The organism is Lachnospira sp., from assembly GCF_016290755.1.
In the GTDB taxonomy this organism is placed as follows: Bacteria; Bacillota; Clostridia; order Lachnospirales; family Lachnospiraceae; genus Lachnospira; species Lachnospira multipara.
Genome location: NZ_JAEEVD010000001.1, coordinates 59,314 through 85,369, shown reverse-complemented (window position 1 = coordinate 85,369; position 26,056 = coordinate 59,314). Strand labels below are relative to the sequence as shown.

At 30.0% G+C, this 26,056-nt stretch carries 42 protein-coding genes and 2 tRNA genes; all 44 read right to left on the bottom strand.

Translation table 11 applies throughout. The features are described 5' to 3' along the window. Positions 1-2 precede the first annotated feature (2 nt). The gene (locus tag QVA17_RS00660; RefSeq protein ID WP_287385694.1) at positions 3-680 is read right to left on the bottom strand and encodes a hypothetical protein; all 678 of its coding nucleotides are present in this window, start codon (positions 678-680) and stop codon (positions 3-5) included. Positions 681-685: 5 nt separating this feature from the next. Beyond that, a complete protein-coding gene (locus QVA17_RS00655) occupies positions 686-1,279 on the bottom strand; it encodes a hypothetical protein (protein ID WP_287385692.1) in 594 nt (197 codons plus the stop codon). Further along, positions 1,276-1,998 (bottom strand): ATP-binding protein, encoded by a 723-nt coding sequence (locus tag QVA17_RS00650; RefSeq protein WP_287385691.1) that lies wholly within the window; start codon positions 1,996-1,998, stop codon positions 1,276-1,278. The genes QVA17_RS00655 and QVA17_RS00650 overlap by 4 nt, the downstream gene beginning before the upstream one ends. A gap of 28 nt (positions 1,999-2,026) precedes the next feature. Then, positions 2,027-3,103, bottom strand: a complete 1,077-nt coding sequence (locus QVA17_RS00645; protein WP_287385689.1) for a DnaB-like helicase C-terminal domain-containing protein — start codon at positions 3,101-3,103, stop codon at positions 2,027-2,029. Continuing rightward, complete coding sequence (locus QVA17_RS00640) at positions 3,100-3,672, bottom strand: hypothetical protein (protein WP_287385687.1); 573 nt, start codon at positions 3,670-3,672, stop codon at positions 3,100-3,102. Before QVA17_RS00640 ends, QVA17_RS00645 begins: the two co-directional genes overlap by 4 nt. A 147-nt stretch (positions 3,673-3,819) precedes the next feature. Further along, on the bottom strand, positions 3,820-5,079 hold the full coding sequence (locus QVA17_RS00635; protein WP_287385685.1) for a DEAD/DEAH box helicase: 1,260 nt from the start codon (positions 5,077-5,079) through the stop codon (positions 3,820-3,822). Beyond that, on the bottom strand, positions 5,063-5,902 hold the full coding sequence (locus QVA17_RS00630) for a hypothetical protein (RefSeq protein ID WP_287385684.1): 840 nt from the start codon (positions 5,900-5,902) through the stop codon (positions 5,063-5,065). Before QVA17_RS00630 ends, QVA17_RS00635 begins: the two co-directional genes overlap by 17 nt. Positions 5,903-5,924: 22 nt before the next feature. Beyond that, complete coding sequence (locus QVA17_RS00625; RefSeq protein ID WP_287385683.1) at positions 5,925-6,242, bottom strand: hypothetical protein; 318 nt, start codon at positions 6,240-6,242, stop codon at positions 5,925-5,927. Positions 6,243-6,386: 144 nt separating this feature from the next. Continuing rightward, entirely contained in the window at positions 6,387-6,755 is a 369-nt protein-coding gene (locus QVA17_RS00620) for a hypothetical protein (protein WP_287385681.1), read from the bottom strand. Positions 6,756-6,846: 91 nt separating this feature from the next. After that, on the bottom strand, positions 6,847-7,053 hold the full coding sequence (locus QVA17_RS00615; RefSeq protein WP_287385679.1) for a hypothetical protein: 207 nt from the start codon (positions 7,051-7,053) through the stop codon (positions 6,847-6,849). Then, entirely contained in the window at positions 7,041-7,637 is a 597-nt protein-coding gene (locus tag QVA17_RS00610) for a hypothetical protein (RefSeq protein ID WP_287385678.1), read from the bottom strand. Before QVA17_RS00610 ends, QVA17_RS00615 begins: the two co-directional genes overlap by 13 nt. A 73-nt stretch (positions 7,638-7,710) precedes the next feature. Continuing rightward, positions 7,711-8,136, bottom strand: coding sequence for a ribonuclease H family protein (locus tag QVA17_RS00605; protein WP_287385677.1), 426 nt, complete (start codon positions 8,134-8,136; stop codon positions 7,711-7,713). A 306-nt stretch (positions 8,137-8,442) separates the two neighbouring features. Beyond that, positions 8,443-8,619, bottom strand: coding sequence for a hypothetical protein (locus QVA17_RS00600; RefSeq protein WP_287385676.1), 177 nt, complete (start codon positions 8,617-8,619; stop codon positions 8,443-8,445). Positions 8,620-8,733: 114 nt separating this feature from the next. Beyond that, entirely contained in the window at positions 8,734-8,937 is a 204-nt protein-coding gene (locus QVA17_RS00595; RefSeq protein ID WP_287385675.1) for a hypothetical protein, read from the bottom strand. A 317-nt stretch (positions 8,938-9,254) separates the two neighbouring features. Next, positions 9,255-9,422 (bottom strand): hypothetical protein, encoded by a 168-nt coding sequence (locus QVA17_RS00590; RefSeq protein WP_287385673.1) that lies wholly within the window; start codon positions 9,420-9,422, stop codon positions 9,255-9,257. 9 nt (positions 9,423-9,431) lie between these two features. Further along, on the bottom strand, positions 9,432-9,677 hold the full coding sequence (locus QVA17_RS00585; protein WP_287385672.1) for a hypothetical protein: 246 nt from the start codon (positions 9,675-9,677) through the stop codon (positions 9,432-9,434). 119 nt (positions 9,678-9,796) lie between these two features. Next, a tRNA-Arg gene (locus tag QVA17_RS00580) sits at positions 9,797-9,868 on the bottom strand. A 311-nt stretch (positions 9,869-10,179) separates the two neighbouring features. Further along, the gene (locus QVA17_RS00575) at positions 10,180-11,205 is read right to left on the bottom strand and encodes an AAA family ATPase (RefSeq protein ID WP_287385670.1); all 1,026 of its coding nucleotides are present in this window, start codon (positions 11,203-11,205) and stop codon (positions 10,180-10,182) included. Next, positions 11,202-12,041, bottom strand: a complete 840-nt coding sequence (locus tag QVA17_RS00570; protein ID WP_287385668.1) for a DUF7192 family protein — start codon at positions 12,039-12,041, stop codon at positions 11,202-11,204. Before QVA17_RS00570 ends, QVA17_RS00575 begins: the two co-directional genes overlap by 4 nt. Positions 12,042-12,352: 311 nt before the next feature. Then, a complete protein-coding gene (locus tag QVA17_RS00565) occupies positions 12,353-12,616 on the bottom strand; it encodes a hypothetical protein (protein WP_287385666.1) in 264 nt (87 codons plus the stop codon). A gap of 423 nt (positions 12,617-13,039) precedes the next feature. Further along, positions 13,040-13,900: an FAD-dependent thymidylate synthase gene (locus QVA17_RS00560; RefSeq protein ID WP_287385665.1), complete on the bottom strand. Its 861-nt coding sequence runs from the start codon at positions 13,898-13,900 to the stop codon at positions 13,040-13,042. Next, on the bottom strand, positions 13,897-14,181 hold the full coding sequence (locus QVA17_RS00555; RefSeq protein WP_287385664.1) for a hypothetical protein: 285 nt from the start codon (positions 14,179-14,181) through the stop codon (positions 13,897-13,899). Before QVA17_RS00555 ends, QVA17_RS00560 begins: the two co-directional genes overlap by 4 nt. 217 nt (positions 14,182-14,398) lie before the next feature. Continuing rightward, a complete protein-coding gene (locus tag QVA17_RS00550) occupies positions 14,399-14,557 on the bottom strand; it encodes a hypothetical protein (RefSeq protein ID WP_287385663.1) in 159 nt (52 codons plus the stop codon). Between the two features lie 236 nt (positions 14,558-14,793). Then, positions 14,794-15,021, bottom strand: a complete 228-nt coding sequence (locus QVA17_RS00545) for a hypothetical protein (RefSeq protein ID WP_287385662.1) — start codon at positions 15,019-15,021, stop codon at positions 14,794-14,796. Between the two features lie 9 nt (positions 15,022-15,030). Continuing rightward, entirely contained in the window at positions 15,031-15,330 is a 300-nt protein-coding gene (locus QVA17_RS00540) for a hypothetical protein (protein WP_287385661.1), read from the bottom strand. Beyond that, on the bottom strand, positions 15,314-15,553 hold the full coding sequence (locus QVA17_RS00535) for a hypothetical protein (RefSeq protein ID WP_287385659.1): 240 nt from the start codon (positions 15,551-15,553) through the stop codon (positions 15,314-15,316). The genes QVA17_RS00540 and QVA17_RS00535 overlap by 17 nt, the downstream gene beginning before the upstream one ends. 3 nt (positions 15,554-15,556) lie before the next feature. Further along, positions 15,557-15,856 (bottom strand): hypothetical protein, encoded by a 300-nt coding sequence (locus QVA17_RS00530; protein ID WP_287385658.1) that lies wholly within the window; start codon positions 15,854-15,856, stop codon positions 15,557-15,559. Then, entirely contained in the window at positions 15,840-16,205 is a 366-nt protein-coding gene (locus QVA17_RS00525; protein WP_287385656.1) for a hypothetical protein, read from the bottom strand. Before QVA17_RS00525 ends, QVA17_RS00530 begins: the two co-directional genes overlap by 17 nt. A gap of 102 nt (positions 16,206-16,307) precedes the next feature. Next, on the bottom strand, positions 16,308-16,505 hold the full coding sequence (locus tag QVA17_RS00520) for a hypothetical protein (protein ID WP_287385654.1): 198 nt from the start codon (positions 16,503-16,505) through the stop codon (positions 16,308-16,310). 70 nt (positions 16,506-16,575) lie between these two features. Further along, positions 16,576-16,893: a hypothetical protein gene (locus QVA17_RS00515; protein ID WP_287385652.1), complete on the bottom strand. Its 318-nt coding sequence runs from the start codon at positions 16,891-16,893 to the stop codon at positions 16,576-16,578. Between the two features lie 25 nt (positions 16,894-16,918). After that, positions 16,919-17,173 (bottom strand): hypothetical protein, encoded by a 255-nt coding sequence (locus QVA17_RS00510; protein WP_287385650.1) that lies wholly within the window; start codon positions 17,171-17,173, stop codon positions 16,919-16,921. Positions 17,174-17,428: 255 nt separating this feature from the next. Beyond that, positions 17,429-17,620 (bottom strand): hypothetical protein, encoded by a 192-nt coding sequence (locus QVA17_RS00505; protein ID WP_287385649.1) that lies wholly within the window; start codon positions 17,618-17,620, stop codon positions 17,429-17,431. 252 nt (positions 17,621-17,872) lie between these two features. Then, the gene (locus QVA17_RS00500) at positions 17,873-18,169 is read right to left on the bottom strand and encodes a hypothetical protein (RefSeq protein WP_287385648.1); all 297 of its coding nucleotides are present in this window, start codon (positions 18,167-18,169) and stop codon (positions 17,873-17,875) included. A 124-nt stretch (positions 18,170-18,293) separates the two neighbouring features. After that, positions 18,294-18,584 carry a hypothetical protein gene (locus tag QVA17_RS00495; RefSeq protein WP_287385646.1) on the bottom strand — a complete coding sequence of 97 codons (291 nt, stop codon included), beginning with the start codon at positions 18,582-18,584 and terminating at the stop codon, positions 18,294-18,296. A 7-nt stretch (positions 18,585-18,591) separates the two neighbouring features. Then, complete coding sequence (locus tag QVA17_RS00490) at positions 18,592-19,482, bottom strand: hypothetical protein (protein WP_287385644.1); 891 nt, start codon at positions 19,480-19,482, stop codon at positions 18,592-18,594. A gap of 2 nt (positions 19,483-19,484) precedes the next feature. Continuing rightward, the gene (locus QVA17_RS00485; protein ID WP_287385643.1) at positions 19,485-19,796 is read right to left on the bottom strand and encodes a hypothetical protein; all 312 of its coding nucleotides are present in this window, start codon (positions 19,794-19,796) and stop codon (positions 19,485-19,487) included. Positions 19,797-19,918: 122 nt separating this feature from the next. Beyond that, complete coding sequence (locus tag QVA17_RS00480; protein ID WP_287385641.1) at positions 19,919-23,152, bottom strand: TonB-dependent receptor; 3,234 nt, start codon at positions 23,150-23,152, stop codon at positions 19,919-19,921. Positions 23,153-23,231: 79 nt separating this feature from the next. Next, on the bottom strand, positions 23,232-23,534 hold the full coding sequence (locus tag QVA17_RS00475; RefSeq protein ID WP_287385640.1) for a hypothetical protein: 303 nt from the start codon (positions 23,532-23,534) through the stop codon (positions 23,232-23,234). Next, the gene (locus QVA17_RS00470) at positions 23,535-23,924 is read right to left on the bottom strand and encodes a hypothetical protein (protein ID WP_287385639.1); all 390 of its coding nucleotides are present in this window, start codon (positions 23,922-23,924) and stop codon (positions 23,535-23,537) included. It abuts the gene before it with no gap. Between the two features lie 374 nt (positions 23,925-24,298). Beyond that, positions 24,299-24,541, bottom strand: a complete 243-nt coding sequence (locus QVA17_RS00465) for a hypothetical protein (protein ID WP_287385637.1) — start codon at positions 24,539-24,541, stop codon at positions 24,299-24,301. Then, positions 24,538-24,837 (bottom strand): hypothetical protein, encoded by a 300-nt coding sequence (locus QVA17_RS00460; RefSeq protein WP_287385636.1) that lies wholly within the window; start codon positions 24,835-24,837, stop codon positions 24,538-24,540. Before QVA17_RS00460 ends, QVA17_RS00465 begins: the two co-directional genes overlap by 4 nt. 25 nt (positions 24,838-24,862) lie before the next feature. Then, positions 24,863-25,051: a hypothetical protein gene (locus QVA17_RS00455; protein WP_287385635.1), complete on the bottom strand. Its 189-nt coding sequence runs from the start codon at positions 25,049-25,051 to the stop codon at positions 24,863-24,865. Between the two features lie 3 nt (positions 25,052-25,054). Continuing rightward, a complete protein-coding gene (locus QVA17_RS00450) occupies positions 25,055-25,372 on the bottom strand; it encodes a hypothetical protein (RefSeq protein WP_287385633.1) in 318 nt (105 codons plus the stop codon). An 80-nt stretch (positions 25,373-25,452) separates the two neighbouring features. Continuing rightward, positions 25,453-25,525, bottom strand: a tRNA-Trp gene (locus tag QVA17_RS00445). Positions 25,526-26,056: the final 531 nt, after the last annotated feature.

Genomic DNA, 26,056 nt, shown 5'->3' with positions numbered 1-26,056 from the left:
TATCAAAGATCCTCTATAGACAATATTCCACTAGTTTCGATGGTATCGTCTTCCAAGTCATCTTCATCATCATCTTTCATTGAAGAAGGCTTCATAGAAGCTAAGGCAGCTTTTTTCTTAAGTTCATTAGCAGTAAATGATAAATCTTTACCATCAACACTTAACCAATTACTACCTAAGAAGGATTCTCCAGACTTAGAATTAATTTTAACGACATGTGGCAGATTAGCAAAGCCTTGATTATTAGCTACAGTCTTAATAAATAATTCTTTACCTATAGACTTTTCAGTTGCTTTCTTAAGGATTTCAACAAGTTTATCAAATTCTTTTGGAAGTTCAAAACTTATCTTACCCTTTAGTTTTTCAAAATTTTCAGGGGCAATAATATGCATAAAGTGACCTACATTATGCATTAAATCTTCCATAGCAGAAGGTAATTCCCATTTACGGCCATCTGTTTCACCTGTTACTCTATTTTCGCCATCTTCACCAGGGCAGAAAAACATAGGTTCAAATGTCCAGCCATCACCTTTAAAATTTAACTGTAATGCTTTCCAATCCCTTCCATTTTTAGAAGTACCCGTTTTTAGTTCAATGCCTTCAAAGGTTACCTTTGAAATTTCATAAGCTTTAATATGAGCACTAGCTGCCCCAGTAGTATTTGTTAGATTAAAATTCATAAATTTTATTCAATTAACGATTCAAAATCAATATCTTTTAATTCTTTACCTTCGTCAGTATTACCAAAGAAATCTTTATATTCTTTTACAGGTTCTACTGTAGGTTCATCTAGTTCGTTAATGAGATCGTCAATACTAAAAGTAGAGCTTCCAATATCCGCTTCTTCTACTTCTGAAGGTAATACTATTGCAGGATCTTCTTCATGAATAACTTTCTTAAATTTTAAATCAGTTAATATAAATTTATTATCAAATTTCTCAATAATAAACTTACTTCCATATTTAGAAAGTACCTCATTAGCAGTACCCCTACAACTTAAAGTACCTGTTTTGGTAATTTTATTACCTTGTTCTAAATTTAAAATAGGATGAAGTAGCCCATCAGACAATACTCCATAATCAATACCTATACGATCTCCTTCATTTTTATTAAGAAATTTAAGAGCTTCCTTATTGAAAATAATTTTATTACTTTCTAAGGTAGCAATTGGACCCGTTAAAGGTTCTCCAGAATCTATTAAAGATATACTAGTAGTTTCAATTTTGGACCTACTTGTAGTAGGATCAAAATTTATAATAAGTTCTATCTTAAATTTCATTTCTTTTTATTTAAAGATGGGTATATACGCTCCCAACAGGATTTAAAAGAACCATCAGGTTGTCTTTCAGCAACTACAATTCTTTTATTAGCTAAATGTTCAGGTCTAGCTCCTGCAGTAGCTTCTCCATTTGTTTCAAAGTTTATACATAAATTACTATCCTTATCTCTGTATACAAATCCTATAGCATCACTTTTAGCAGCTAAAATTCTACCAGTTTTACCAGTCAAATCTAACTCTTTTATATTAGTATCTTGACTTTCTCCCATAGATATAATAGCTTTATCTTTAACATGTCCAACTAATATAAGATTAGGTGCACAATTACTTAGTTTATCTATAATTTTTTGTATAGCTTCTCTAAGGAAACCATAACCTGCTCCATGAGGTGCTTGTAATACATCGTCTCCAATAAAATTAGATCCCAGAGGAGACAATCTAAGCATTTTAAGAGCTAATGGTTTTGCAAATTCTTCTAGTGCAGTAATAGTATCAATAGTTATAAACTTATAAGGAAAATTAGCTTCTTTTATAGCTTTACATAGTTCATTAACATCTTTAACACTATTAACTTTTACTTTAAGAGCCTCTACATAATCAGAACCATCTTCAAAATCTACTATTAGATTATCCTCAAGAGTAGATAATAAAGAAGTTTTTCCAATTTTAGGTACTCCATATAATATAAGATTTTTAGGGTCTTGTGTTACTTTCGGCAATTTCTTTAAAGGTATCTCCATTAAAAAATTATAAATTAAAAATTACTTTGTGAGTATCTGATTTTTGAACTATCTCCCAACTTGGGTTTAAATATTTATCATAATCTATAATATCATCACTTTTAGGTAATTCTTTGAAAATACCACAATTACCATAATATCCTAATCCATCTATAACATCAGAAAGTCCAAATCTTGATTTTAATAAAATACAAGATACAAAATTATGACCTAACTTTTTTATATTATAGCCCCTATAATTAGACTGCTTAAATTTTATAGGAGAATGTAATGCAAGAACTACCTGACTATCTTCATACATAGAACCAGAATCTTTAAAATCGGAAGAATCAGGCTCTTGTTGACCTTGTCTAAGTCTTTCAGAATTATTTGCATTCCTATTAAATTGCATCACATGGATTGGACTTATTATATGGTAATTATTTCTAAATCTTACAGAGCATGATGAGATATCATCCATTTCTTTCTTTTTATCTCTTCCAGAACTAGCCCTTACTAAACTCATATGATCTATAATTACACCTATAACTTGATTATCGTTATTAGGCATAAAAGTACCATTAGATGTAAAAGTACCAAATCTTTCAAGATCTTTTGTTAGGATTTTCTCATACTTTTCTGCATTTAAAGTCCCATCATGAAAAATTATTCTAGAATCTAAAATATCTAGAAAATCGCTACATGATTTTACTAATTCAAAATGTTCATCTGAAAGCCTAATATCTTCACCCCTTGAAAATAATTCTTTAAAAGAAATCTCTACACCATATTTATCAAAAATATACATAGAAATTAATTTAGCATATATTTGTTCTTGAGTCATTTCAAGATTAAACATTATCCAATGGGGATCTCTCATAGCAGCTTTTCCTTCTAAATATGCCATTAGTGGTTTATATATAAATGCATATAATGTAAAAGTAGTCTTACCAACACCACTTTGAGCAGCTACTAAGTAAGATACTCCTGGTAATAATCCATCCATATACAATTCCATTTTTGGTAAACCTATAGGAAGTCCGACATTAAAACCGTCTCTACCTTTCTCTATAAGTTCAAAAAGTTTCTCTTTACCACTAATCATATTGTTTGCATAGTATCAAAGGTTATAGTTCCACCGCCATCTTTTAATTCTTGAATACTTTGCCACATTTTTGATATTACAAAGTCACAAATATTCATATTAATCAAACGACAGTTATTATCTTTTGCCCATTGTACTAAATCTAATACTTTTTTATGAGTCTCTGGATTCCAACCTATAGATTTTCCATATGCAAAATAAAATTCTTCTTCCGAATTAAATTTTTTAGCAAAATTCTTTAAAGGAGCTTCTACACCATTTATAATACATACACTAGGATAAGCATTAAAGAACTCTATTCCTAATTCTGCACTATATTTCTTATAGTTATTAATAAAATTTTTATTAAATACTATAGTTTCAGGATCAAATTTTTCCCCTGTATTAGGTAGTTTCCAAGATTTTAATATTATTCCTTTTTCTTGTAAAGAATGTAGTATCTCTCTTAAATGAACTTTTGAATTAACAACATATTCACATAGATATTCTGGGTGACGTTCTTCTGCACTAGCAAGAAATAGTAAATCAATGATAAATAATTCCTCAGCAGTAAGTTCATATTTTATCATTAATTTTAATTTAGTTTCAATTGAAGGTTCCAATTAAATAAATTTAAGACTTATAAGAGCTAAATCTATTTAACTGTACATAGATTACTATCTTCTCAGATATTCTATGTCATAAGTATTTTAATATAAATGCTCGTATTATTTATATTAAAATCTAAATAACATTTTGGTTTCTTTATTCTTTTTTATAGCAGGCTTTTTACCTTTTAAAACTAGATAAAGATTATCTTCATCTATTGTAATATATTTATCAGAACTTGTACTATTATAGAACCATTGTTCTTCAACAGTACCTTTTAATACAATATTAAATACTTCTACTGTTTTACCTTCTTGATGTCTTAAAACTCTACCAAGTCTTTGTTTTTTTACAGTTTTACTGCTATTCATACCTAGTATAACAGCTACAGATAAAGAAGGGTCGTCAAAACCTTCATTAAGTTTAGCTATACTATTTACTACACCAGTATCTTGATTTATAAATTCTGCTAAAGTAGTTCTTCCTTTTTTAGCAGAATCTTTTCCAGAGTAAACCTTTCCATATTTAATTTTTTCAGCCATAGCTATTGTAGCACTGAAGGTAATACATTTTTTATCTTGTCGATTTTCCAGTATTAAATTGGTAAGTTCTATTTTCTTTGGATGATTATTAATATATTTTTTTCTTGCTTGTAGAGTTCTACTAAAACCCATTGCATGAATTAATATTTGTTTATTTACATCCTTAAAGTTATCTGGAGAAGAACATTTTTGTCTAGCTAAATTAGCACGTGCTTTCCAGTCAGTAGCCATTTTCATAGCAGTTCCAAAGTTATAGTTAAAATACGAAAAATGTTCTATAAATTCTTTATTTATTTTATTGTATTCTTCTATATCATCTGGAGTAACTAATATTAAATATTCTCTGTAATCACTTAACCAATTATTTTCAATTGATTCAGTAACAGTTACTTCATCTATTACTGGAGCATGTTTTGAAAGAAGAATGTCTCTTCCATCTAGCCTTTCAAAGGTGGCAGTTAAACCTAATATTATTTTATAAGTAATATTTTCAAATGTAGAATAAAGAGTAGGAGCAGCTATTTTATGGACTTCATCTATAACTAATAAATCACAAATACTTTCTGTGTGAGAAGTAATGTACATAGTTTTGACTTCTGCTTTTAAGTCCCATTCTTGTAATTTAGATTCCCATTGTAATTTTATAGGATCACTTGGTACTACTATCAAAACTTTTCTATTGGGATTTTTGGCCAAGAATCTTTTAATAGCCATTAATCCTATATTAGTTTTACCAAATCCTGTAGCTGCTACTACAGTACCAACACATTTATTTTTTACCCAATTATCTACGCAAGTCTTTTGTCTAATACTTCTACTAGAAGTTTCATCATACAGACTCACCATCGTTTCCTATAGAAATTCCTCTAGACTTAAGAACAAGTTTAATTTGTCTTTCTCTTTCTTCCCATTGTTTTATATGAGTTCTAACATCATCTTCTAGAGCAAATAAAATTCTATTACGTAATGTTTCAAGTTGAGTTGTAGATAATTCAGAATATTTACGATTACGCAATGTAATCATAGCTTTCATTTGATCTAGAGTCAGTCCTTTAGAACTTACATAAATGTTAACAGTCGGTTTTAAGTCAAGACAGCCTCTTATATATTCTACTTTATTAGCATTCTTAGGAATATTCTTTAAATCATCTTCTGTAAGATATACTCCTTGTTTTAATAGAAATGATAAAGTGATATGACTTTTTGAGAATTTACCTAAAGTATCTAAACAAGCTTCTAAAGCAGTATTTATTTTAATATTTTGAAATTCTTTAGGACAATCTCCTACTGCAATAGCTACAGTATTTTCTTTAGGGTCTATTTGAGGATTATTATTGAGTAAATCTCTTAAGGTTGTTAAAAATACAAATCTAGAAGTATCTCTTGATTTTTCAAGCCATCTGATAAATAATTCAGCATTGCATTTACTTATTTGATCATGGATTAATTCTAGAACAACATATCTTCCAGGGTTGTCCTTAGAATTATTATAAAGCATAGATTCACAATGAGTATAAAAACTTTTCAGTTCTTCATCAGAACAATCTACAAGACGTTTCTCATCTTGAATAATTTCTCCATTCTTTATAACTTTTTTACCTTTCCAAACAAATGATTTAATATCATTTTTCTTCTTTTCCAATGCTTCTTTATATCTTTCCTCTATCATATATAAATATATTTACTTATTTTCATAGTATTATCTCTTTTTTTATGGGTTCCTTATCTTTAATAAAATTTATAAAATGATTATTGGTATACTTGTAAGGTACATATATATTATTATAATAGTCAAACCAATAATCATCTCCAGCCAATACTTCGTTATATTCTAAAAATCCTTTATCTCCTATATTTATATCGTCAGTTTTCCAATTTGGAAATCTCGTACACATAATATATTTTTCAGAGGTCAATTGAGCTTCAGGGTTTCTAAATACATAAGTTATATAGCCGTCTATCTCATTTTGAAGAGTCACTAATTCCGCTCTCAATACTTTCCTTATCATACTGCTGACAACCATATTTAGCAAAGTTACAAGATAGATTGTTTATCCCTTCAAAACAAGGATAATTTATGCATTCAATACAATCTCTTTCAGGATACTTTAGAATTACTCCTCCAGAATCTCTTACTTTACCATCCTTATGTTTCATTTACAAATTAATAGAACTCCTAATACAGTACTTATAGTTATACCGCATATAGTAAAAATCTTATAATTGTTTTTTAGTTTATTTAATTTATATATCTCCTTGTCTTTAATAGTTAATTGATCATTAGCAAATTTAGAATAATCTGTTAATTCTCTAATTTTTATACTATTTATAGAATCCTGTTGATTATAATTATTAATTAAATCTTTATATTTTTCTATTTGAAAATGTAATTCTTTATTTTCAGATTTTAAAGATTTGTGTTCTACAAATATAAGATTAGTTTTTTTCAATTGTTCTGCTGTAATCTCTACAACAGAATCATTAATTTGTTTGGGATAAGATATACTTTGAGAAAAAGTCACAGTCGTCTGCAACAGACTAATTAATAACAGTATTACGATCCTTCTCATATTCAGTCTTTATGTAAATTACTTTTTCTTTAGATAAAGTAATCTAATTATTTATAGTATCTCTTTGTAATTCTAGAGTTTCTATTTTTGAATTTAAAGAATCTATTTTTTGTACTAGTTCTTTATAAGGATCTGTTTTTACTGGTCTTGAAACACATCTATAAGTCCATATTCCAAGTATAACAACTATTAAAGTTACTAATAATACTGTTATATTATTTTTATTTTTAAAGAAGTTTACAAACTGCATGTTGTATCTTGTATTGATAACCAATCAGAACTACAATCAACTATCTTTAATAATTTTTCTGATAATTTTTTCTTCTCACTGGCCACTTGCAGTAGATTCATCACTGTAAGTTTTAAGGGAGTGTTCTTATTTTCACAAGCAATTTCAAATATATTTAAAAGATTATTATAAGATTCTTCTTCTAGTTTATTAAATAATATAATAGGGTCTTTATGGGATTCTATTAAATTTTTTATATCAATATCTATAGTAGCATCTTTACAAGATATTTCTATACCACTGTCTAATAAACCTTTATGAAGACATAATGCATTATTAAGAGAATCTAATTGTTGTCTATAAAAGAATTCTTTTAACTTAAATAATCCATTATGATAATAATAACCTATTATATCTAAATAAGCTTTATGCTTACTTAAATAATGTTTTACTTGTTTAATTAAAGCATTATCTAAATCTGTAACTTTCTTAGTATCTTCAATAGAATTAATAGTATCTTTAGAATTAGTTGTATCTTCTAATATTACTACTTCTACAGTGTCAATATTAGTAGGTTTTTGTTTTTCAGATTCAATTATTCTCATAATTTTTATAGTTTATGTAACTACAAAGTTACATAAAATAATGCTATTACGCAATACTATTAACAAATATTAACTATAATTTAAAGACATTAGGTTTAATATAACTTGATCTTTCTACAGCTGCTCTAGCATTTCTATCGCACCTTTCATTTAAATCATCTCCATTGTGACCTCTAACATGGATAAATTTAACTGATTTATGAAACTTTAATAATAAATCTATGGTTGTCCATAAATCATTATTACAATTACGTTTCCAACCACTATTATAAGTTTCCACAACATATGCTGAATCAGAATACACTTCTATTTCAGAAGGAACTGTTATAGATTTAAGTGCTTGAATAACAGCCATTTGTTCCATTCGCTGGTTTGTAGTATTAGTATAGGATTTATTAAATTCTGCTACTACACTACCTTTGTCATTTAAAATGATAAAACCTATTCCACCAACATCTTTTCGTGGGGAATAGGCTCCATCAGTATAAACTTTATACATACTATAATTTATTATTATCTATTAAATAAATAACATTTTTATTACTCCTCCATCTTTTAAAGTTGCTCCATAATAAGTTTGGATATTTTTCATAACATCATCGTAAGAATTTCCAAATAAACGTTTTAATTCATGTTTCTACATACCATTCCTAGAAGCACCTAATTCAAATAATTCCTACATAAACTTATTATAATCATTACTATATTTTCCTGCTTGCCACTATTGATTATCTTTATTACTAAAGTAGTCTAATAAATTGCGGTAAGATATACCATCATAATTTCCAATACCTCTATCTAACCTCTAAGATTCCATAGTAAGATAATTCTGAGTTTTACCCATTCTATCTTTGGTAAGGTTAGCATTATTGTAAATATAGTCTAAAGTACTTCTCATAGAATTTCTAGGATCTATATAGCCTCCACTTGGGTGTAGATAATAATCACCATCCCAATCACCTGCTCCATAGTAGTAATTCATACTCCTTATAACATCTGGATTATTGAAATATTTATCAGAATCTTCATATAATCCTAGAGTTTGTCTAAAATTAGATTTTCTACCTGTTTCGGGGATACTATTTAAATTTATTATCTAATCTTGATTTAATCCGAAATCAAAATTTTTAGGTTTTGGATACTTTATTCCTTCATAGCTAGGTCCCATTGTAATTTCAGGTATGTCTAATTTTCCAATTGCTGAAGCTTCAGAAACAACACTAGGTCTTATATAACTATTTAAATCAGAATATTCTTGTAAATCGTTTTTATGGTTATAATTATGCGTAGCTTTTAACACTTGGTAACTTTCTAAAGGGTCCCTATCCTTATTTGTATTAGAATCTGTTATACCCTTACCAGTAGTATTTATACCAATTTTATTACCATTATCATCATATCTATGAGCATATATAGTATATTCTTTATTGGTATTTTTATCATAAAAACTACCATATCCTTTATTTACAGCTTCACCATATAATTTATTTAACTAATCTCTATCGATTCCTAAATCATTTCTTATATTCCCATCCTTATCATATATGGACTCCATATTTGTAAACTTCTAAGTCCAATACTAATTTGAATTACTTTTTCTTTTAATTGCCATAATTATTATCCTCTTTTTTGTCCTATTGTTTCTGCAACCTTCATATTATATAAATTCAAAAGATCTTGTAAATTATTTTTTAAATATCTACTAGCAACAGCAGTATCTACTTTACTTAATACATCATCATTCCATACTTTTTCTACTGCGTTAAAAGGCTCTCTCTCCTCCACCTCTTCTTGCTAAGTAGTTTCAGTAGTAGTTTGTGGAGAACCATACTCAGACATCCAATCCATATTACTAGTTGAAGTATTGCTAGAAGATGTAGAACTTTGAGGAGTAGAAGTAGTTACAGTTCTAGTAGTATAAGTAGTAGATTTTTTTCCTGTACTAGCTGTTTTTGATTTTTTTGAACTTACATCTTTTGTAGTATTTTTATCATCCTCTTTTTTAGACGATTCTTTTATGATTTTCCCTAAAACCCACATAAAAGGATCAAATATACCACCAAAAAAATACTATGGAACAGTATCTAATCCTAAATTCTAAGTAATATTATTTTCTTTCATGTTATTTATTTAATTAATTAATATTTATTATCTAATAGTACCTCCACTGAGAATCGAACTCAGATCGAGGGGTTAGAAATCCCTTATTCTATCCGTTGAACTATAGAGGCATATATAACCCTATAAAGGGTTATATTATTTTAAAAAGGTAAAGGCCAATAAGTAGGTTCCCAAACCCAGAAATCTCCAACTATTTTTCCGTTTTGTACCCATATTTTATGTATATGGTTTATTTTACCAGGGCCAGGGATTTGATCATAAGGTTTTTCATTTATAAAACCTGGATGATAATCTTTAAATCCTCTGTACTTACTATTATTAAGTACTGCATTTATTTCTTCATCACTAAGACTTAGACTTCCTGGATCTCCTGATAGGGTGTGTTGGGGTTCTATAACACTTTGTTGTTCTTTGGGAACCTTTACATCTGAAAATTTGGACCTTTACATGCTTTATAATATTTACTGTTGGTACTTATACCAGCTCTTTCTAGAGCTTCAATAAGAATATTTCTATCATCTTCAGGCATACCTTTGAATACAGAAGTATCCATTATTTCATACAATGGAATTTCAAGTTTCTCCATTTCATGAATTCTTATAATAGAACGATATGAGAATAAACATTCAATTCCACAGTCATGTGTTGCTTGTCTAAATTTATGTGCAAAGTTAACTAATTCTTCGTTATTTTCACAAATATTTAACTCAATTTTTTCAGAATAATTAATATTTATTAATGCAAACCTATCCAGAGAAGCTGCATCAATACAATACCTACCAGTGTAATTGTTATCAGCACCTTTACCTACAGTATTACCAGCAGCAATTACACGAAAATTCTCATGCGCTTCTATACGACCAATAGGAAAATCGAAATACCTATTAGCAATAGCAGCATTAAGAATAACTAATACCTCAGGAATAGAAGCATCCATCTCATCTAAGAAGAATACTCCTCCTTTAGTAAATGCATCATAAAATTGAGTCTTTTGATATTTGCCAGAAGCATCAATAAATCCAGTTAATTTAAATTCTTGGGTTACTGCATTAGTAAAATAGAAGTCTAAATTAAGAGCTTCTGCAACTTGTTTACAAATAACATTCTTACCAGTACCTGCTTCTCCAGTTAAAAATACTGGAATATTAGCAGATACTAACTGAAGAACCCTATCGAATTTTTCATGAGTAGTACCTTTAATTTTTGTAGTACCTGTAGAAGTTTTTATGACATGTACTTCTGGAAGTTTACCATAAATTTCTATAAGCTTTCTATCAAGTTCAGGTTTAATAGATTTTACTATTTCATCTAAACCATCTCCTACAACAGTTTCAACTATAACTTTTTGAATGGCTTCTACAGCTTTAGTTGCAGAACTTGTACGTTTCCCTTTAGGGGATGTTAAATCTTTATCTAACTCTGCTTTTATTTCTTCTATTGTTTTCATTTATTATTAATTTTAAATCCTAAATATTCTAGTATTTTTTCGACACTATAGTCATTAGACCTTATCCAGAAATTTGATAATACATACGTAGAATCATCACCAAGTATTTCTACACAAGTATCATGACTAGTTATAGTTCTACCATAACCACCTGCCCAACTAGAATTTGTAATAGTAGGACAAGTCTCTAACCATTTAAAACCAAGCCTTCTTTGCATTGAAGAATTTGCCAAAGGAAAGCAAAGTTTTAATAAATCAAATCGTTGTCCATAATCCTTCAAAGTTACTGTTGGACAAACAACCTCATTTCCACATTCAGATGGTTTAAAGCACAAATCAATTTTAACTTGTACACCAGTTCTTTCAATAATATTAAGGGCATTTATCATTGCAGTTCCTGCATTTAAATAAAATTCAGGATCTTCACAACAATTACCTCCATTGCAATAAATAACGTGAATAGTTTTCCTTTTTTGAGGAAATCTTTCAGTATTAATCATACTATTTGGAAGATTTTGTATTGCATTTGGAACATGAGGTACGTATCCAACAATACTACTTGAAGGCATAGTCTTTTGAGTAACTTGATATTTAGCACTATTTTTAATAGAAGCCCTTAAAGCTTTCTTTAAATCATCTAAAACATCAGGCCATCCAAATTTAGCAAATTCACATGCTTCTTTATAATTTCTAGTATTATACCAACTACCTCCACGACTTTCTTCTGTTTGTGAAGAATGTTCCTTCCTCATAACATGACAATTTTTTCTATTATCTATAGTAGAAATTAGATTAGCAATACTAGGAAAATTTTCTCTATATATCTCTCTAGGCATCTTTATTAAGTATATTTATAATAACATTATACACTGCTTCTAGTACTGTTTTACCATTAGCTATCTTTTCACAAGACTTTACTACAATAGTCCAATAACCTGTTCCAGAATTACTTAAAATTATATCATCTTGTCCAAATGTTGAATTTAAATATTCAAATAGATTATTCAATGACCAACATGGTATACAGGTATGACTATTTAATATGTAGGGTATAGCACAATAACAGTAAGTTTTACCATCAGGTTTAAAAAAGCTTCCATTCGCAAAATCAACTGGAAGTCCTAAACTTTGAAGTTTTTCGCAATTCTCAGGTATTAAACGCTCCATTAGCTTTATTTATTTGAATCCAATCGTGTAAAGCATCTTCATCAAATACTACATTACTTGGAATCTTTAAAGATTCTGTATAATCGGTATAGTTTCCATCTGAATCTAAATACACAAAAGCGATAGTAATAGTATCAGAAGATATATCAATAATTCCTTCATATTGAGTATTATATCCTATATTAAAACACTTTAAAGATTTAATCTCTTCAAAAGTATTGAATAAATAATCATCCAAAAACATATAATACTCTTCAAATTCTTTATAAGATATCATGTTTCATAATTTTCTGGATTATTTAACATATCTTGGAGTCTTTTTGAGGCTTCTTCCTCAGTCTTGTATTTGGTAGCATGATTACTATCTGTAGTTAGAGTTACTAAATATTTATCATTATAACAAGAATTTATTCTTAAGTATTTCTTTCTTTTAAAAAACTGAAGAAAAGATTTTTTTAATCGTATAACATATAGATACTTACTGTTTATTTTACATCCATTTATAGATGTAGTGTAACTCCAAAGAATTTCTTCAATAACAAATTTCATACTTCTTCACCATAATATTCTCTCATATAACATCTATAGCACAAATCTCCAGTATCATTAGTATCTTCTATTTCATAACCACAGTCTTCACAATATTTTATATTAGGATCATTCATAGTTACCAACGGTTTAAATTAGGATCAATTATCTTATTTTTAACAAATTGATCTAAAGCTAATGTAGCTAAATGTTTCATATCTGGAGAAGGTCTACCTGTAGTTCCTGTAATTCTTTCATCAAAGAAATGTTCCCAATCACTCATAAAACCAGTAACCATAATTTCAGTCTTAGTTCCATTTATAAGAAAATAACGGGCTTGTTCAGGTTTATAACCTTTTCCTAGCCACTTAAAATATAGTTTTTCAGATATTTTTACATCTTCTTCTAGCTCTTTTAAATCTTCAGGTTTTATCCAAACTGGTTTAGAAAAAGTTACCGAACTTCCAAATGAAGCTTTAAAGTAATTACACCACCTTTGACTTTCTTGTGCGAAACTATTATGTCTATATCTGGTTATAGATTGTGAATCAATTCTAGCACAAGTGAATTTCATAGTATATCTTTTATAATGAAATGCTGTAGGTTCACATAAATATTCAAGATCATCTTCCCAATGATTTTCTATAATAACTCTAAGATTAGTTGTTATTAACCATCCATCACATGAATCTCCAAATTCATCATACATAGATAAACCTTCAGTTGTATACACTTTAGAATATGGATTTTCTTCATACCTATATACTCCAAATCCAGAATGATTAGTTGTAATTGGAACTGCTAAATATATAGTACCATGTTCAAGCATTGAAGTATGACCATCCTTTATGAGATTATCTATCATCTTTTTTGCACTATCAGTTGTTATTTTATCTTCTGATTTATAACATGTTCTAGCACATAATTCTATATGTTTATAAGCATCTTCTAAAGAATTTCCTTGGGGAATATATTCAACAGCAGGGTCTATTAGTCTCATTTTGGATTAATTTTATCAATAGTATAAGTATAACACTCGTAACAAGGTTCTCCAGAATTTTCATTAATCCATTCATGCCCTGTATTATACCATACATAACTTGTTTTATCTCCTCGATGGTATTCTCTAGTTACATTTGACTTACCTCTAACTTTATTTTCTATATATTCTTTAGCAGCTTTTTTTGTTTTAAATATATCAGAGAATACCAGTACTTCTTCTTCTTCTAAGTCACCTCTAACCCATGCTTCTCTATTGTGATAACATTTAACTTTATACATATTTTAATCAACTTGAATTAATCTCTTTCATAATCTGTATTTAATATTATACTTTTATCTGTAAAATCATATACTTTTAATACTACTTTACAATCAACAATATTGTCTAAATTGTCTTTACATCTTATACGATCTCCTTCTGAAGGTATTTTATATTCCCAAAGAATTTGAGTAATTAAATTAAATTTTTTATCAAATATTTTCAACAGTAAAGGTTTCATTTTTTGTATATTTTTTCTTCTAATAAAACAATAAGTCTAGTATCCTTCTCAATCTGTACGCGACATTCTTTACAACGTCTTTCAAGATCTTCAAGTTCTTGCTCCCATCGATGTCTAATATCGAGAAGTTCATTTAAAATTTCTTGATCATCCATATCTTATTCCCTTTTATTAGTATGAATAATAAGGGCATTCAGCTCTATAAGTACAATCTGTTAAACATGACCCCTTATAGGAACATTCATCAAATGACCATAAGGTATTTTTATTTTTTGAATCTTCTATAGAGTTTTCATCAGATTTTTCCCATATATAACTGACTAGCCAAAAACAAATTGCTGGACCGAAAAGTAAAATTAAGCATAGTATGAGTACAATCCACTTCATATTTTTATAATTTATTTTTCTTTGAACATATTTCTAAAAAACCATCTTCTCCAAATAACCATATTAGTAGGAAAAATAATGGCCATGCAACAATTATAAATAAAGTTATTAACCAGCCAATAGGTCCCAACTTTTCAAGAGTACTATCATCTTGTGCAAATGCCCCAATTATAAAACCAACAATAAGATAGGGTATAAGAATGGGAAGTATTATTATTAAATTAATCATCACTATCTATGTTTACTTAATTTGTACTCTTTGACCAACTTGATATAAAGAGTCAGTTAATAAATAAAAATCAGTGGAAAATCCATTATAAAAAGAACTGCATTTTACTTTGCATCTGTATCTTGCATCAAGGTATTCACCATTAGCCATCTTCTTATCGCAATGAACTTTAACCTCTGTTATAATACCACCTTTTGCGTAATGATAATCATCACAAGAACAGAAAGTCAATAATAGTATACACAGCACAGTACAAACAATATCAACTATTACACACCTTGTTGTATGCTTTAATTCAGACCACTTCTTCATCTTTTTCTTCTTGTTTTAATAATTCCTCATCCGACATTTTACGGATTTTTCGTGTCAGTTTCCAACTATCAATATACACAGATATAATCATACCTATAGTAATCCACGAAAGCAAACAGTCAACAATGGCTTCCCACTTGGCAGCAGGTCTTAACCACTTTATGAAAATCCACAGTATCATTACTGTAACAACTCCAGACAAATATATGTATAGAAAAACCATACTTCACTCCTCCTTTCGTAGTTCAGCAATCAAAGCATCAGCAAGTTTCACTGCTTGCTCTGCGACTTGTTGTTCGCTATAACCAGCTCTGAGCATTTTATCACTCAATGCACAGGTTAACTTGATAGCAGCATCAATGCGGACTTGTTCCCAGTCAATAGTATTACTAAAATCTAAATCTTCATAGTAGTAATAATCATTCTCTGTTCCATATTCATGAAACATAACAATCTTACTATCTACTGACATAATAGGAATAACATTTTCTAAAAGTTTTCCTGTTGCTTTAACTCGTGCTTTCATCTTGTCCTTCTTTCTTAATCAGTCCTTGTTCAAACAGCCATAACATACCACCATATACGGCATCCATTGGATCTTTGACGTGTATGTCTTTCTGCCATATAAACCCATTGTCTTTAATACGTAAGAATGCAAAATTATTAATTATTTGCAAAGTAATTGTTGCATTTAATTTTCTCATCACTTCAAGTAATGCGCTTAAACTCCATGCTGGAACAGCGTGTGGTAGATTATTCTTGCCAACACATAAAGCCCATTCACCGAATGTTATGTTCCAATTACAATCCGCTGTCTTGGGGTCTAACCCAAGCTCTAGCAGATGTTTACTTTGTTCGATTGTTGTTGCTACCATAATGTGAATATTTATCTGAACCGCACAAATATCCTAACCAAAAACATATTCCACATGCTACAAATATTGCAATAATACCTAATATTATTATACAAGTCATAATCACTCTACCTCTCCGTCTAATATTCTATAAGATAATTTTCGTATTTTTCTTACAGCTTCGTTGATATAATCTTTAGACATTGCACCAAAGACACTGCTTCCTCTTGGATGATTTTTAATATCGTCTCTTATACTTTCAAGTTTGTGTGCAGTATCAATCAAAAGATGTACAAATTCTCCTTTGTAAAAATTATCCATAATCAGTTCTCCTTATCTTTCACACAATTCTTTGATAATTAATTCTTTTTTTGGTGGATAACACCACCATTTAATACAAATACTTATCTGAGTAATAAAGTATAGTGTATGTTGCACCAGTACTACATTTACCAAGGACAAAATCTCCAGGCATCAAACCGTTTTCGTTTAAGAAGGTACATACATCTTGCGCGTTATCAAAATGCCTGTGATACCAATTACCATCTTTATTCAATGAGGGTAACTCGCTTGCTGGATGCCAACCTTGTTCTTTAAGTTCTTTTAGCTCCTTCAACCATTCGGCTAGTTGCTTATGGTCTTCTGCACACTGGCCACAATTAGTATCAGCAACATCTTGTGCGTGTTTTATTGCTTCATCAAGTGTCATATTTTACTCCTCCTTCTATTAATAATTACCAATCGTCATATTCGTCAAGCCATTGGTATTCGTCCGCTTCTATTTCATAATTTGAGAGTGGTTTATCCTCTGAATCTATTGTGAGTGCTACACAGTTTTCACCAAATAATCGCTCTGTAACCTTACCTTTACAATAACGATTATTTACACCTCCGAGAAATATGCAAACTTTATCACTAACATTGGGTACTGCATCAGACTCATACATTCTTACAAAGACATTATCTTTATTATAAATCTTTATTGTCATAATTATTTCACCTTTCTTGTTATGTGTATCAAAAAACAAGTTGATGATAACGCATAAACAACCATTGTTACTATTAAAAAGTCAAACATAATCACTCTTCCTTCGGTTCATAACACCAATAAAACAACACATAATAAGGTGTTAATGAACGACCATTATATGTTATTGAAATAACATTAACATCATTTACTCTTTCGTTTAGAAAATCAACGAGTTTACTTTCATCGCAAAAATGCTTAGAAAAATATTCTTTTTTCATATCTCCATTGCTTTACGGTAATCATCACATAAATCATAACCATCCTCAAAGTATGAGTCCAGCCATTCGCAAGTCTTATCAACGGTATAGTTGCAGCCATAATCTGTAAAATGCTTTGCCACATCAGTCAATGTTACTTGACCTTCATTCTCTTCAATAAAGTTGTCTAATTCCGTGTAAATGTCCATTTGTTTACTCATATCAAATCAAATTTTAAGATAAATCGTAAATGTCCTCGTTTGGCAAAATCATGATGCCAAAGAACCTGAATGGATAAGAATTAACACGTTGAAACCATACTGTTTTTGTATCAGCAATCCAGTGTTGAAACCTAAACCGTTTTATGGCTTTCCCGTAGTATATCTTGAAGAACCAAGACTTCTTGCCGAAGCAAATACACGGCCATCCCATTGACCATACAAAACCATACATTCTCATAGTCAAATCAAATTAGTTAAACAATATTCCAATGCTGCTTCAATGGCATCTTCTGGCTCATCATAACCATTCTCATCAAGAGGGTCACGATAATCTATGTCATCATAATCATTGAATAATGCAATTATGGCTCTGTAAAAGATACGAGGTGTTCTATCGACATCACATCCTATTGTTGGCATAATGTGAATACCACGTTTTCTTAACCAACGGCAAGCCATTTGTTGAGTTGGCCTACTACATATATCAGTTCCTTTATTATTAAAATTAAATGCAGCTTCTGATAATTCAGGTAACATTCCTTGAAACAAGGTTACATTTGAACTAAAATATTCATAATAACTGCGGCATTCCCAATCAAACCTCTTCTCTTTAAGGAGTTCGGCTACTTCGTAACTTACATAAACCTCTTTCATAGTTCAATCACTTTTTACCTATGTGAATAGTATCACCAACTTGTAATAGGTCGTTAGTATAAAACCAATAATAATCAAACTTAGTAAGAGTACCCATACCATGTTCTTTTACACAAACTTTATACTTTGCATAAGCATGACTCTTTTCTACGTATTCAACTACTCCAGTTTCAAAGTGTCTATTACAATACTTGTGTTCTGCACATGAACAAAGACAAATAGCAATAATAGCGACAATAAGTACTATTAGATAAAATCTTCGCCAAAACTTATAGGCGTTCTTTTCTTCTCTTGTCATAATTCAATTACCAGTTAATAAATCTTTCATCGGGCATATCAGTAGTGCCAAGCAGATGTTCGTTGCCCTCAAAGGGGATGCACTGCGGATAATAGCCATAACCACTACAGATAAATAAGTTGTCTTCATCAACAAAACCGTAGAAATCAATAGCCCATGTACTCCTATTTGATTCCCTCACAAGCACCTTGTCAAAAGGCTTAAAGTTGGCAATGTCGTAGTGGGGCTTGATTTTGCGCAGTTCCTTCTTGTCGGCATCCCACTGATACCCTGCTTCTCGCATCTTGGCAAAGAGCAAGTTACGTTGCTCTTTAGTGGCGGGCTTTACATCTTTTACGCTGGTCCAGGCCTTACTTGGAAACAAATCTAACCTAATTTCTCCATTTCGAGAAACTCCAACATAAGAGCCTATAAATGAGGACTCAACATTTTTATAAGTACTATTGTAAATAAATGGATTACCAATTCCACTTACAAGTACATCCCCATCCTTGGCATCTTGGACAGTCCAAAGATGAAATGTTTTATCAATAGATATAATATTACCTAATACACAAGTTTCTGAATACCAATAACGACTATCGATAGATGAAATTTGACATATACAATGACCATCTGTAATCCAATCCCCCACTTTGAATTTGTGTTCAACGGGTGTCTGCCACCCCTCCCAAGTACGGCAATCTTTGCTGGGGAAAAGAACACATTCAGCATCTTCATAATGATTAAAGTATCTACCATATTTATCTAATTTTTCTACAGTATTATCATTTAATCTGATTTGAATAGGATAGGATTCATAAAAATTAACTGATATAAGTTTTACTTTACCGTACAAAGTAAACCATAACTCAATTCCTTCAGGAGCATCCTTTAATAATTCTGCAATATTTATCATAGTTATTCTTTACTAATTAAAGGTTTATTAACATGTACTTCTAATTCAAGATCTTTTTTCCAGTCAATATCTTGAATGAACTCTTTTACTACTTTAAAAATAGCAATAATTAAACATATAATTGCACAAATTAAAGTTAAAGGATTCCACCATCTTAGACCAAATACTGAACTATAATGAACTCCAGAGTGTATTTGATAAGGTCTTTCATCTGGACCAGCATCTTTAGTTCCACAATATTCTTTCGAAGTTTTACTCCAGCGTTTTTGTTTAATAATTCCAAGGTAATATAGAAATTTACCAAATTTATCCATTGCCTTGACATATTCTTTCTTTTTTAACCAGACATACTCTTTATTACTCATGGTTATATAAAATAAAAAACTACGGATATATAAAATACCCGTAGTTTAAGTTTGTATATTAATTATTAAAATTAGTTAAAGATGTACTTAATACCGATAGAAGCGTTCCAGCACTGACCGATGGCCTTGTTGGGAACGAAGGTCTTAGTATTTCCATCAATTGCTTTAGGAGTACTAAATAAAGCATATCCTTCACTATCACGACCCTCATATTTAAGAATACGAGCATCACTACCAATTTCAGGATTCAAATATTTTGCAACTCCCCAGTTAGAGTTAAACAAGTTAAGAACATTCTTTACATTAAATAACAACTGAAGTGTATGTTTTGCACCACTAACGTTAAATGAGAAATCATGTTTATAGCTTAAATCAACTCTATGAACCCAAGGACTGTATACACTATAACCTTCAGCTACTTTACCTTGATTATTGTTTAGGTAGTTGTTAGCATGTACATAGTCCATAAAACGAGTTTTATCACCTTCACTTACGAAGCGGAATTGGTTTGTATTAACTTCTTCATCGGTAGGAATATAAATAGCATCATAGTTATAACCATCACCATTCATATCATTACTTGTCATGTATGAATAATTATTTCCACCTCTGAATGCTTCATAAATTAAACCATAATGATTTCCACTCTTATCATTTCCAACAGCCGATAATACAAATCTGTCAGGAATTACATATTGTGAATTGTGAAGTTTAATATTGTTAGGACCATCTGTTGTAGGTACATAAGTAAACGCACTTTCAGCAGCAGAACCTGGCATACCAGTTACTTCTTTATTGACAGTATGAGTATATGCAGCCATCAAACTAAGCCAATCAGTAGGCTGTGCATTTAATGTAACATTGCCAATCCAACCATATCCTCTACTAGTATTACCAAGGACAAATGCTTTAGTACCTTGACGGAAATTCTTTGGATAAATAGGTCTGTTATCTACACCAGTAAATCTTTCAAATCCTTCTACAGAAGGAATACTCCAATCACTAATAGTTGCAGCATTTACATTCTTATTATAAATTCCTTCTACAGTTATAGTAAATGGGAATTTAACAGGAACTTGCCAATCAAATGCTAATGAAGTCTTCCATACCATAGGCATTTTAAATGAAGGATCTACAGCACTAATAGATGAAGGAACTGTACCCATATCAGGATTTACATTCTCAGGATATCCCATAGCAATAAGTTTATTCTTAAGAGCATCTACTGTAGGTTTACCCTCACTATCAACTACTAAACCTCCTGCAAACTGATTCATATCAATACCATTACGAGCACTGAGTTGTGCTTGATATTGAATCATACCTGAATTAGTTGGCATATTAGTAAAGAATACCAGAGGCAAACGACCAGAGAATAAACCAGTTCCTCCACGCATAGTAATAATCTTATTACCTACTATATCCCAATTAAATCCTAAACGAGGTTGTACAATTAAATGGTTATTTGGCCATTTTCCAGTATCAATATGACGATCTCCAGGGTAATTTAATGCTAAAATAGCATTATTAGTCATAAGGTCTTTGTTATTGAAGAATAGTCCATCAAGACGTAAACCATAATTTAATTTAAAGTTTCGACTAATATTCCATTCATCTTGACCATATACACCAAATTTATTAAATTGTACTCTAGCAGCAGGAGCATTGTTTCCACCATAACCATAAGTTAAACAAACTACTTCAGGAGCTGCTCCATTAATGAAATCATCAACACTATTATAACGATAATATCCTGTACCATTTCTCATATAGGAATTATCAGCCATTTGATGTTCAAATGATAAACCTCCAATTACCTTATGATTACCATAAGCCCATGTTAAATCATCTCTGATATTCCAAATTTTATTATGAACAGCGTTATTCCAAGTAAACAATTCATAACCTAAAGCCATATAATTGTCCCTGTTACCTTCATCATCAGTCTTTGTTATATCAATGAAAGGAAACTCAGAAGAATTACTTACACGAACATCATCAAGTTTTGACCAAGTAGCTAAGAATTGATTAGATAGATTATCATTTAATCTACTATTTAAATCAAATGATAGTGAGTGTACCAGGTTGTCCATGCCATACATCGAGTTGGCAAAGGAGAAGGACTTCTGCGATACACGGGCAGTTGCCATACGAGTGCCACCGTCCATCGAGGTAGCGTTGGGATTCTGCCAGTAGCGGTTCTTAGTGTAGTTATAGCGCAGGGCCAGGTGGTGGTCATGGTTGATGTTCCAGTCCAAGCGGGCGAGAATCTTATAGTTGTTCTCGTCGGCGGGGAAGTTGGTCCATGAACCCGTGTCATAACCATATTTGCTCTTCACGAAGTTGCTCACGCGCTCCAGGTCGGCGAACGTGGTGCGAGAGATGTACTGGTCGGGAACGGCAACACCGTTCTGCGAAGCACGCCACATGTTCACGATGGTGGGCTGCTTGGTCATTTCACCGTTCACAAAGAAGAACAGTTTATCTTTAACAATGGGACCTCCTATAGATGCACCATATGTAGTTTCAGCAAATTTATCACGGGCTTTACTAATTTGCTGACGGTCTACAGCATCCCCTCGCATGTTTTCATTACGATGAAAAACATATGCACTTCCTTTAAATTTATTAGTACCACTCTTAGTAATAGCATTCACACCACCACCGATGAAGTTGGTCTGACGAATATCATAAGGTGCTACTACAACTTGCATTTCTTCGATAGCCTCTAAAGAAATAGGATTACCTCCACCAGGTAATGCATCACTCAATCCAAAGTTATTATTAAAGTTAGCTCCATCTACAGTAAAATTAGCAGTTCTTCCATCAGTACCTGCAATACTCATACCATTTCCTGCATAAGGAGATAACTTAGTAATATCAGTAATACTTCTAGTAACAGTAGGGAGATTTCTAATTTGTTGATTGTTAATATTAGTTACCGCTCCTGTCTTTTCTGTTTGAAATTTAGAATGAGTTCCAGTAACCACTACTTCTCCAAGAGTAGTCGAACTTACAGACATTGGAACTTCAATATTAAAAGTATTACCTAACTGTAAATTAACATTATCAATACTATTATCTTGATAACCTATATATTTAACAGTAATAGTATAAGGACCTCCAGGTCTCATACCAGAGATTTGAAATCTTCCATCTATATTTGAACTAGTATAATACTCAGTTCCAGATGGAGTATGTACAGCAGTCACTGTTGCACCGATCATAGGACTAGAATTTTCATCTGTAATTAGTCCAGATAATGAAGATGTAGTAATTTGAGCATTAGATGCAAATACTAACATCGCACAAATAATAAAAAACGTTAGCCTTTTAAACATAAAACAAAATTAAATTTATTAATACAATATCTAGAAATTTTTGTTAATCCTCATTATTCAAAGCATACTTTTCATACATTTTAATAATAACCTGTTCCATCTCATCTACTTTAGATAATAAACCAAAAATATGTTGCTCCAAATAATTTATTCTGTCCATTAACATCTTATTCTGACATTCTAAAGAATAGTTTTTAGATGTTAATTCGTATATTTGAGTTTGTAGATTTTCTCTTGAACTATCTACTGTACTAAATGTTGTTTGCGTAGGTATAACTTGCCAACTATAATTATCTAATGAAGTAATTGGAGGACCAGAAGTTAAACTTAATTCTTCATCATTCATTTATTTTTCCCAATACTGTTCTACATAAAGTTCAGAACTATCCCAGGTATCTAAAACATAACCATCTTTACAACACACATAATGATTCTTAACTTTACAAAGATAAGTAATATTTTTTAATTTAGAAAATTTAGCTAAATCTTTAACTTTTAATTCTTTATTTTTACATTTCTTTACTAATTTAAAACCTAAATTAGTAATAGTTCTATGATAAGTAGATAATTCATGAGGCATAGAAAAAGTTTTAAGCCCCATTTTACACAAACTATTATATGTTGCTTGCCAACTTAATCCAGTAGCTGCACATATAGATCGAACGGAACAATCTACAGATTTCCAACCTTTTTTATTACCATCAAATAAAGGATTAGGATTAAAATATTTAAACATCTTTATTAAAAGTCATATCTACCCAAAATTTACCTTCACAATCTTGCTTCTCTTCTAATTTTATATTTATAGAGGTTCCATTAACATAGATTGGAATATCTCCAGATATAAATCTATTAGAAATAGCTTGAGATTGTCTAATTAAATCATTTAGAGTAGTCATTTCTTTAAATTTTCAATATCCTTATTTAAAGACTTAACAATATCTTTATAAGAATTTATTTCACTTTTCAATCCTATTATAGTATCTTCGTAATTATCACGTGTATTTTCTAGATCTTTTTCTAAGGTTTTCTGATTTTTATTATATAAAAAAGCTGTTCCTAGTATTCCTATACAAATACCAATAAAAAAAGCAAATAATGTCATATACATTAAGAATTTTGTAAATTATTTTTATATCTATCTATAAATATTTTAGCAGATTTTATTGCACTATCAGCTAATTCTCCTATAAATGCAATATTTTTACTAGCATCTGTTACTCCTGCATTATTAATAGTAGTTTCAAATATAGAAATAGCAGTCATAAAAGTACGCTCTTCCCAATTAATATCTATTAAAAAGTCTTTTAAATCTTGACTAATTGATGTAAGTTTTTCTAATTCATTGCTCATAGCATAAAATAATCTTTTATAAGGTTTATATTTTCTTTTAAAAAGAGATCCCGTTGTTCTGGAGTATGAAAAGCTAATACTCTAAATACACTATCATTTTCATCAGTTACTATATCATTGTTTAACCTTAGTATAGTATACTTCATAATATCACTATCCCATTCCTCTTTAGTAATTATACCACCATATAGGGGATCATTAAGTAATTTCTGACTTATTTTAGCCAAAGCTATTGCAGATCTACAATAATCATATACACTAAATAAAACTCCTTTGTCAGAATTATATTCTTCCAAAAACCTAGGTCTTCCTACAGAATATTCAATATAATACCCGTTCATTTTTATAACTATTATAGTTCTTATTTACATAACAGATAGCCATTTTTCTTAAATAGTTATCATCTTTTAAACTTAACTTTACAAGTTCTAAAATTTCATCTGGACTAATATCTAAAGATTTTCTTATATTATCTATTTCTTTCAAATATAAAATAACTTTCTCATCCATATTTTATCCAATCCTAGTGTTACCTTCTCCAGAACTTATAATTCCAAAAGGAAGAGGTTTCTGCGAATCAAATTCTTCAGTTTTCTCTGTATTTTTTACAGCACCTCTAGTACTTGTAACTTCTATAAGAGGTCTAAAATCATCTACTATCAATTTAAGAGCTTCTACCTCAAGTTCTAGTTTAATCTTTTCTGTATTTATCTTACTTAACTGTTCCTCTTTTTCCTCTAAGGTGTTTAACAACTTAATAATCTCATCAAAAGTACCACTAGATATAATTTTCGGGTACTTACATTTTACATTATCTAAATTATAATTCATAATTAAAATAAAAAAATAAGCCCCTAACAAATTATAAAAATTCATTAGGGGCTATGATTAAACGTATTAAATATTATTTGCTGGGGTAAAAGGACTCGAACCTCTGACCTCTGGTTTTGGAGACCAGCATTCTACCGACTGAACTATGCCCCAAAAACTATTATTTCTTCAAAAATTTAAAGATGGCCTTTTCAATTTCTGAATCTGTTAAACTATATTTAATACGCAATAAAGGTATGCGGTCAATTTTACACATAATTATTTCGTACATATCACGAAATAATTGTTTAGTAAAACCTAATAAACCTCCAAAATATTTTACTGGAACATAATGTTGTCTTTCATTATATTCTATAAAACATTTTCTACCTTTTTTATTAATAATACAAAAATCTGGTTTGATTCCTCTATATTTAGGTTCATATAAGAAATCACAGTTATGCTGTTCAAGAATACGAGATATTATAACTTCACCTCGTGATTTATAAATATACATATTAAGTTAAAACATTATTTATTATATGTACTCAATCCATATTTTATAGCATTATTAGATACCTTATCTACAAATTCTTTTAATTGTTCAATAGACTTTATAGTAGTATTATATAAGCCTTTGTTCTTCTTATACCAATTACTATTTACAAGCTCTTTATTATCTGGAGAATTATTTTTATTATTCTC

Excerpts from the sequence above, each read along its gene's own strand:
- QVA17_RS00660 (WP_287385694.1), bottom strand. The coding sequence starts at position 680 with ATGAATTTTAATCTAACAAATACTACTGGGGCAGCTAGTGCTCATATT.
- QVA17_RS00655 (WP_287385692.1), bottom strand. The coding sequence starts at position 1,279 with ATGAAATTTAAGATAGAACTTATTATAAATTTTGATCCTACTACAAGT.
- QVA17_RS00645 (WP_287385689.1), bottom strand. The coding sequence starts at position 3,103 with ATGATTAGTGGTAAAGAGAAACTTTTTGAACTTATAGAGAAAGGTAGA.
- QVA17_RS00640 (WP_287385687.1), bottom strand. The coding sequence starts at position 3,672 with ATGATAAAATATGAACTTACTGCTGAGGAATTATTTATCATTGATTTA.
- QVA17_RS00635 (WP_287385685.1), bottom strand. The coding sequence starts at position 5,079 with ATGGTGAGTCTGTATGATGAAACTTCTAGTAGAAGTATTAGACAAAAG.
- QVA17_RS00630 (WP_287385684.1), bottom strand. The coding sequence starts at position 5,902 with ATGATAGAGGAAAGATATAAAGAAGCATTGGAAAAGAAGAAAAATGAT.
- QVA17_RS00625 (WP_287385683.1), bottom strand. The coding sequence starts at position 6,242 with ATGATAAGGAAAGTATTGAGAGCGGAATTAGTGACTCTTCAAAATGAG.
- QVA17_RS00615 (WP_287385679.1), bottom strand. The coding sequence starts at position 7,053 with ATGCAGTTTGTAAACTTCTTTAAAAATAAAAATAATATAACAGTATTA.
- QVA17_RS00610 (WP_287385678.1), bottom strand. The coding sequence starts at position 7,637 with ATGAGAATAATTGAATCTGAAAAACAAAAACCTACTAATATTGACACT.
- QVA17_RS00605 (WP_287385677.1), bottom strand. The coding sequence starts at position 8,136 with ATGTATAAAGTTTATACTGATGGAGCCTATTCCCCACGAAAAGATGTT.
- QVA17_RS00600 (WP_287385676.1), bottom strand. The coding sequence starts at position 8,619 with ATGAATTACTACTATGGAGCAGGTGATTGGGATGGTGATTATTATCTA.
- QVA17_RS00585 (WP_287385672.1), bottom strand. The coding sequence starts at position 9,677 with ATGTGGGTTTTAGGGAAAATCATAAAAGAATCGTCTAAAAAAGAGGAT.
- QVA17_RS00575 (WP_287385670.1), bottom strand. The coding sequence starts at position 11,205 with ATGAAAACAATAGAAGAAATAAAAGCAGAGTTAGATAAAGATTTAACA.
- QVA17_RS00570 (WP_287385668.1), bottom strand. The coding sequence starts at position 12,041 with ATGCCTAGAGAGATATATAGAGAAAATTTTCCTAGTATTGCTAATCTA.
- QVA17_RS00565 (WP_287385666.1), bottom strand. The coding sequence starts at position 12,616 with ATGTTTTTGGATGATTATTTATTCAATACTTTTGAAGAGATTAAATCT.
- QVA17_RS00560 (WP_287385665.1), bottom strand. The coding sequence starts at position 13,900 with ATGAGACTAATAGACCCTGCTGTTGAATATATTCCCCAAGGAAATTCT.
- QVA17_RS00555 (WP_287385664.1), bottom strand. The coding sequence starts at position 14,181 with ATGTATAAAGTTAAATGTTATCACAATAGAGAAGCATGGGTTAGAGGT.
- QVA17_RS00550 (WP_287385663.1), bottom strand. The coding sequence starts at position 14,557 with ATGGATGATCAAGAAATTTTAAATGAACTTCTCGATATTAGACATCGA.
- QVA17_RS00540 (WP_287385661.1), bottom strand. The coding sequence starts at position 15,330 with ATGAAGAAGTGGTCTGAATTAAAGCATACAACAAGGTGTGTAATAGTT.
- QVA17_RS00535 (WP_287385659.1), bottom strand. The coding sequence starts at position 15,553 with ATGGTTTTTCTATACATATATTTGTCTGGAGTTGTTACAGTAATGATA.
- QVA17_RS00530 (WP_287385658.1), bottom strand. The coding sequence starts at position 15,856 with ATGAAAGCACGAGTTAAAGCAACAGGAAAACTTTTAGAAAATGTTATT.
- QVA17_RS00525 (WP_287385656.1), bottom strand. The coding sequence starts at position 16,205 with ATGGTAGCAACAACAATCGAACAAAGTAAACATCTGCTAGAGCTTGGG.
- QVA17_RS00520 (WP_287385654.1), bottom strand. The coding sequence starts at position 16,505 with ATGGATAATTTTTACAAAGGAGAATTTGTACATCTTTTGATTGATACT.
- QVA17_RS00515 (WP_287385652.1), bottom strand. The coding sequence starts at position 16,893 with ATGACACTTGATGAAGCAATAAAACACGCACAAGATGTTGCTGATACT.
- QVA17_RS00510 (WP_287385650.1), bottom strand. The coding sequence starts at position 17,173 with ATGACAATAAAGATTTATAATAAAGATAATGTCTTTGTAAGAATGTAT.
- QVA17_RS00505 (WP_287385649.1), bottom strand. The coding sequence starts at position 17,620 with ATGGACATTTACACGGAATTAGACAACTTTATTGAAGAGAATGAAGGT.
- QVA17_RS00500 (WP_287385648.1), bottom strand. The coding sequence starts at position 18,169 with ATGTTACCTGAATTATCAGAAGCTGCATTTAATTTTAATAATAAAGGA.
- QVA17_RS00495 (WP_287385646.1), bottom strand. The coding sequence starts at position 18,584 with ATGACAAGAGAAGAAAAGAACGCCTATAAGTTTTGGCGAAGATTTTAT.
- QVA17_RS00490 (WP_287385644.1), bottom strand. The coding sequence starts at position 19,482 with ATGATAAATATTGCAGAATTATTAAAGGATGCTCCTGAAGGAATTGAG.
- QVA17_RS00485 (WP_287385643.1), bottom strand. The coding sequence starts at position 19,796 with ATGGATAAATTTGGTAAATTTCTATATTACCTTGGAATTATTAAACAA.
- QVA17_RS00480 (WP_287385641.1), bottom strand. The coding sequence starts at position 23,152 with ATGTTAGTATTTGCATCTAATGCTCAAATTACTACATCTTCATTATCT.
- QVA17_RS00475 (WP_287385640.1), bottom strand. The coding sequence starts at position 23,534 with ATGAATGATGAAGAATTAAGTTTAACTTCTGGTCCTCCAATTACTTCA.
- QVA17_RS00470 (WP_287385639.1), bottom strand. The coding sequence starts at position 23,924 with ATGTTTAAATATTTTAATCCTAATCCTTTATTTGATGGTAATAAAAAA.
- QVA17_RS00465 (WP_287385637.1), bottom strand. The coding sequence starts at position 24,541 with ATGAGCAATGAATTAGAAAAACTTACATCAATTAGTCAAGATTTAAAA.
- QVA17_RS00455 (WP_287385635.1), bottom strand. The coding sequence starts at position 25,051 with ATGGATGAGAAAGTTATTTTATATTTGAAAGAAATAGATAATATAAGA.
- QVA17_RS00450 (WP_287385633.1), bottom strand. The coding sequence starts at position 25,372 with ATGAATTATAATTTAGATAATGTAAAATGTAAGTACCCGAAAATTATA.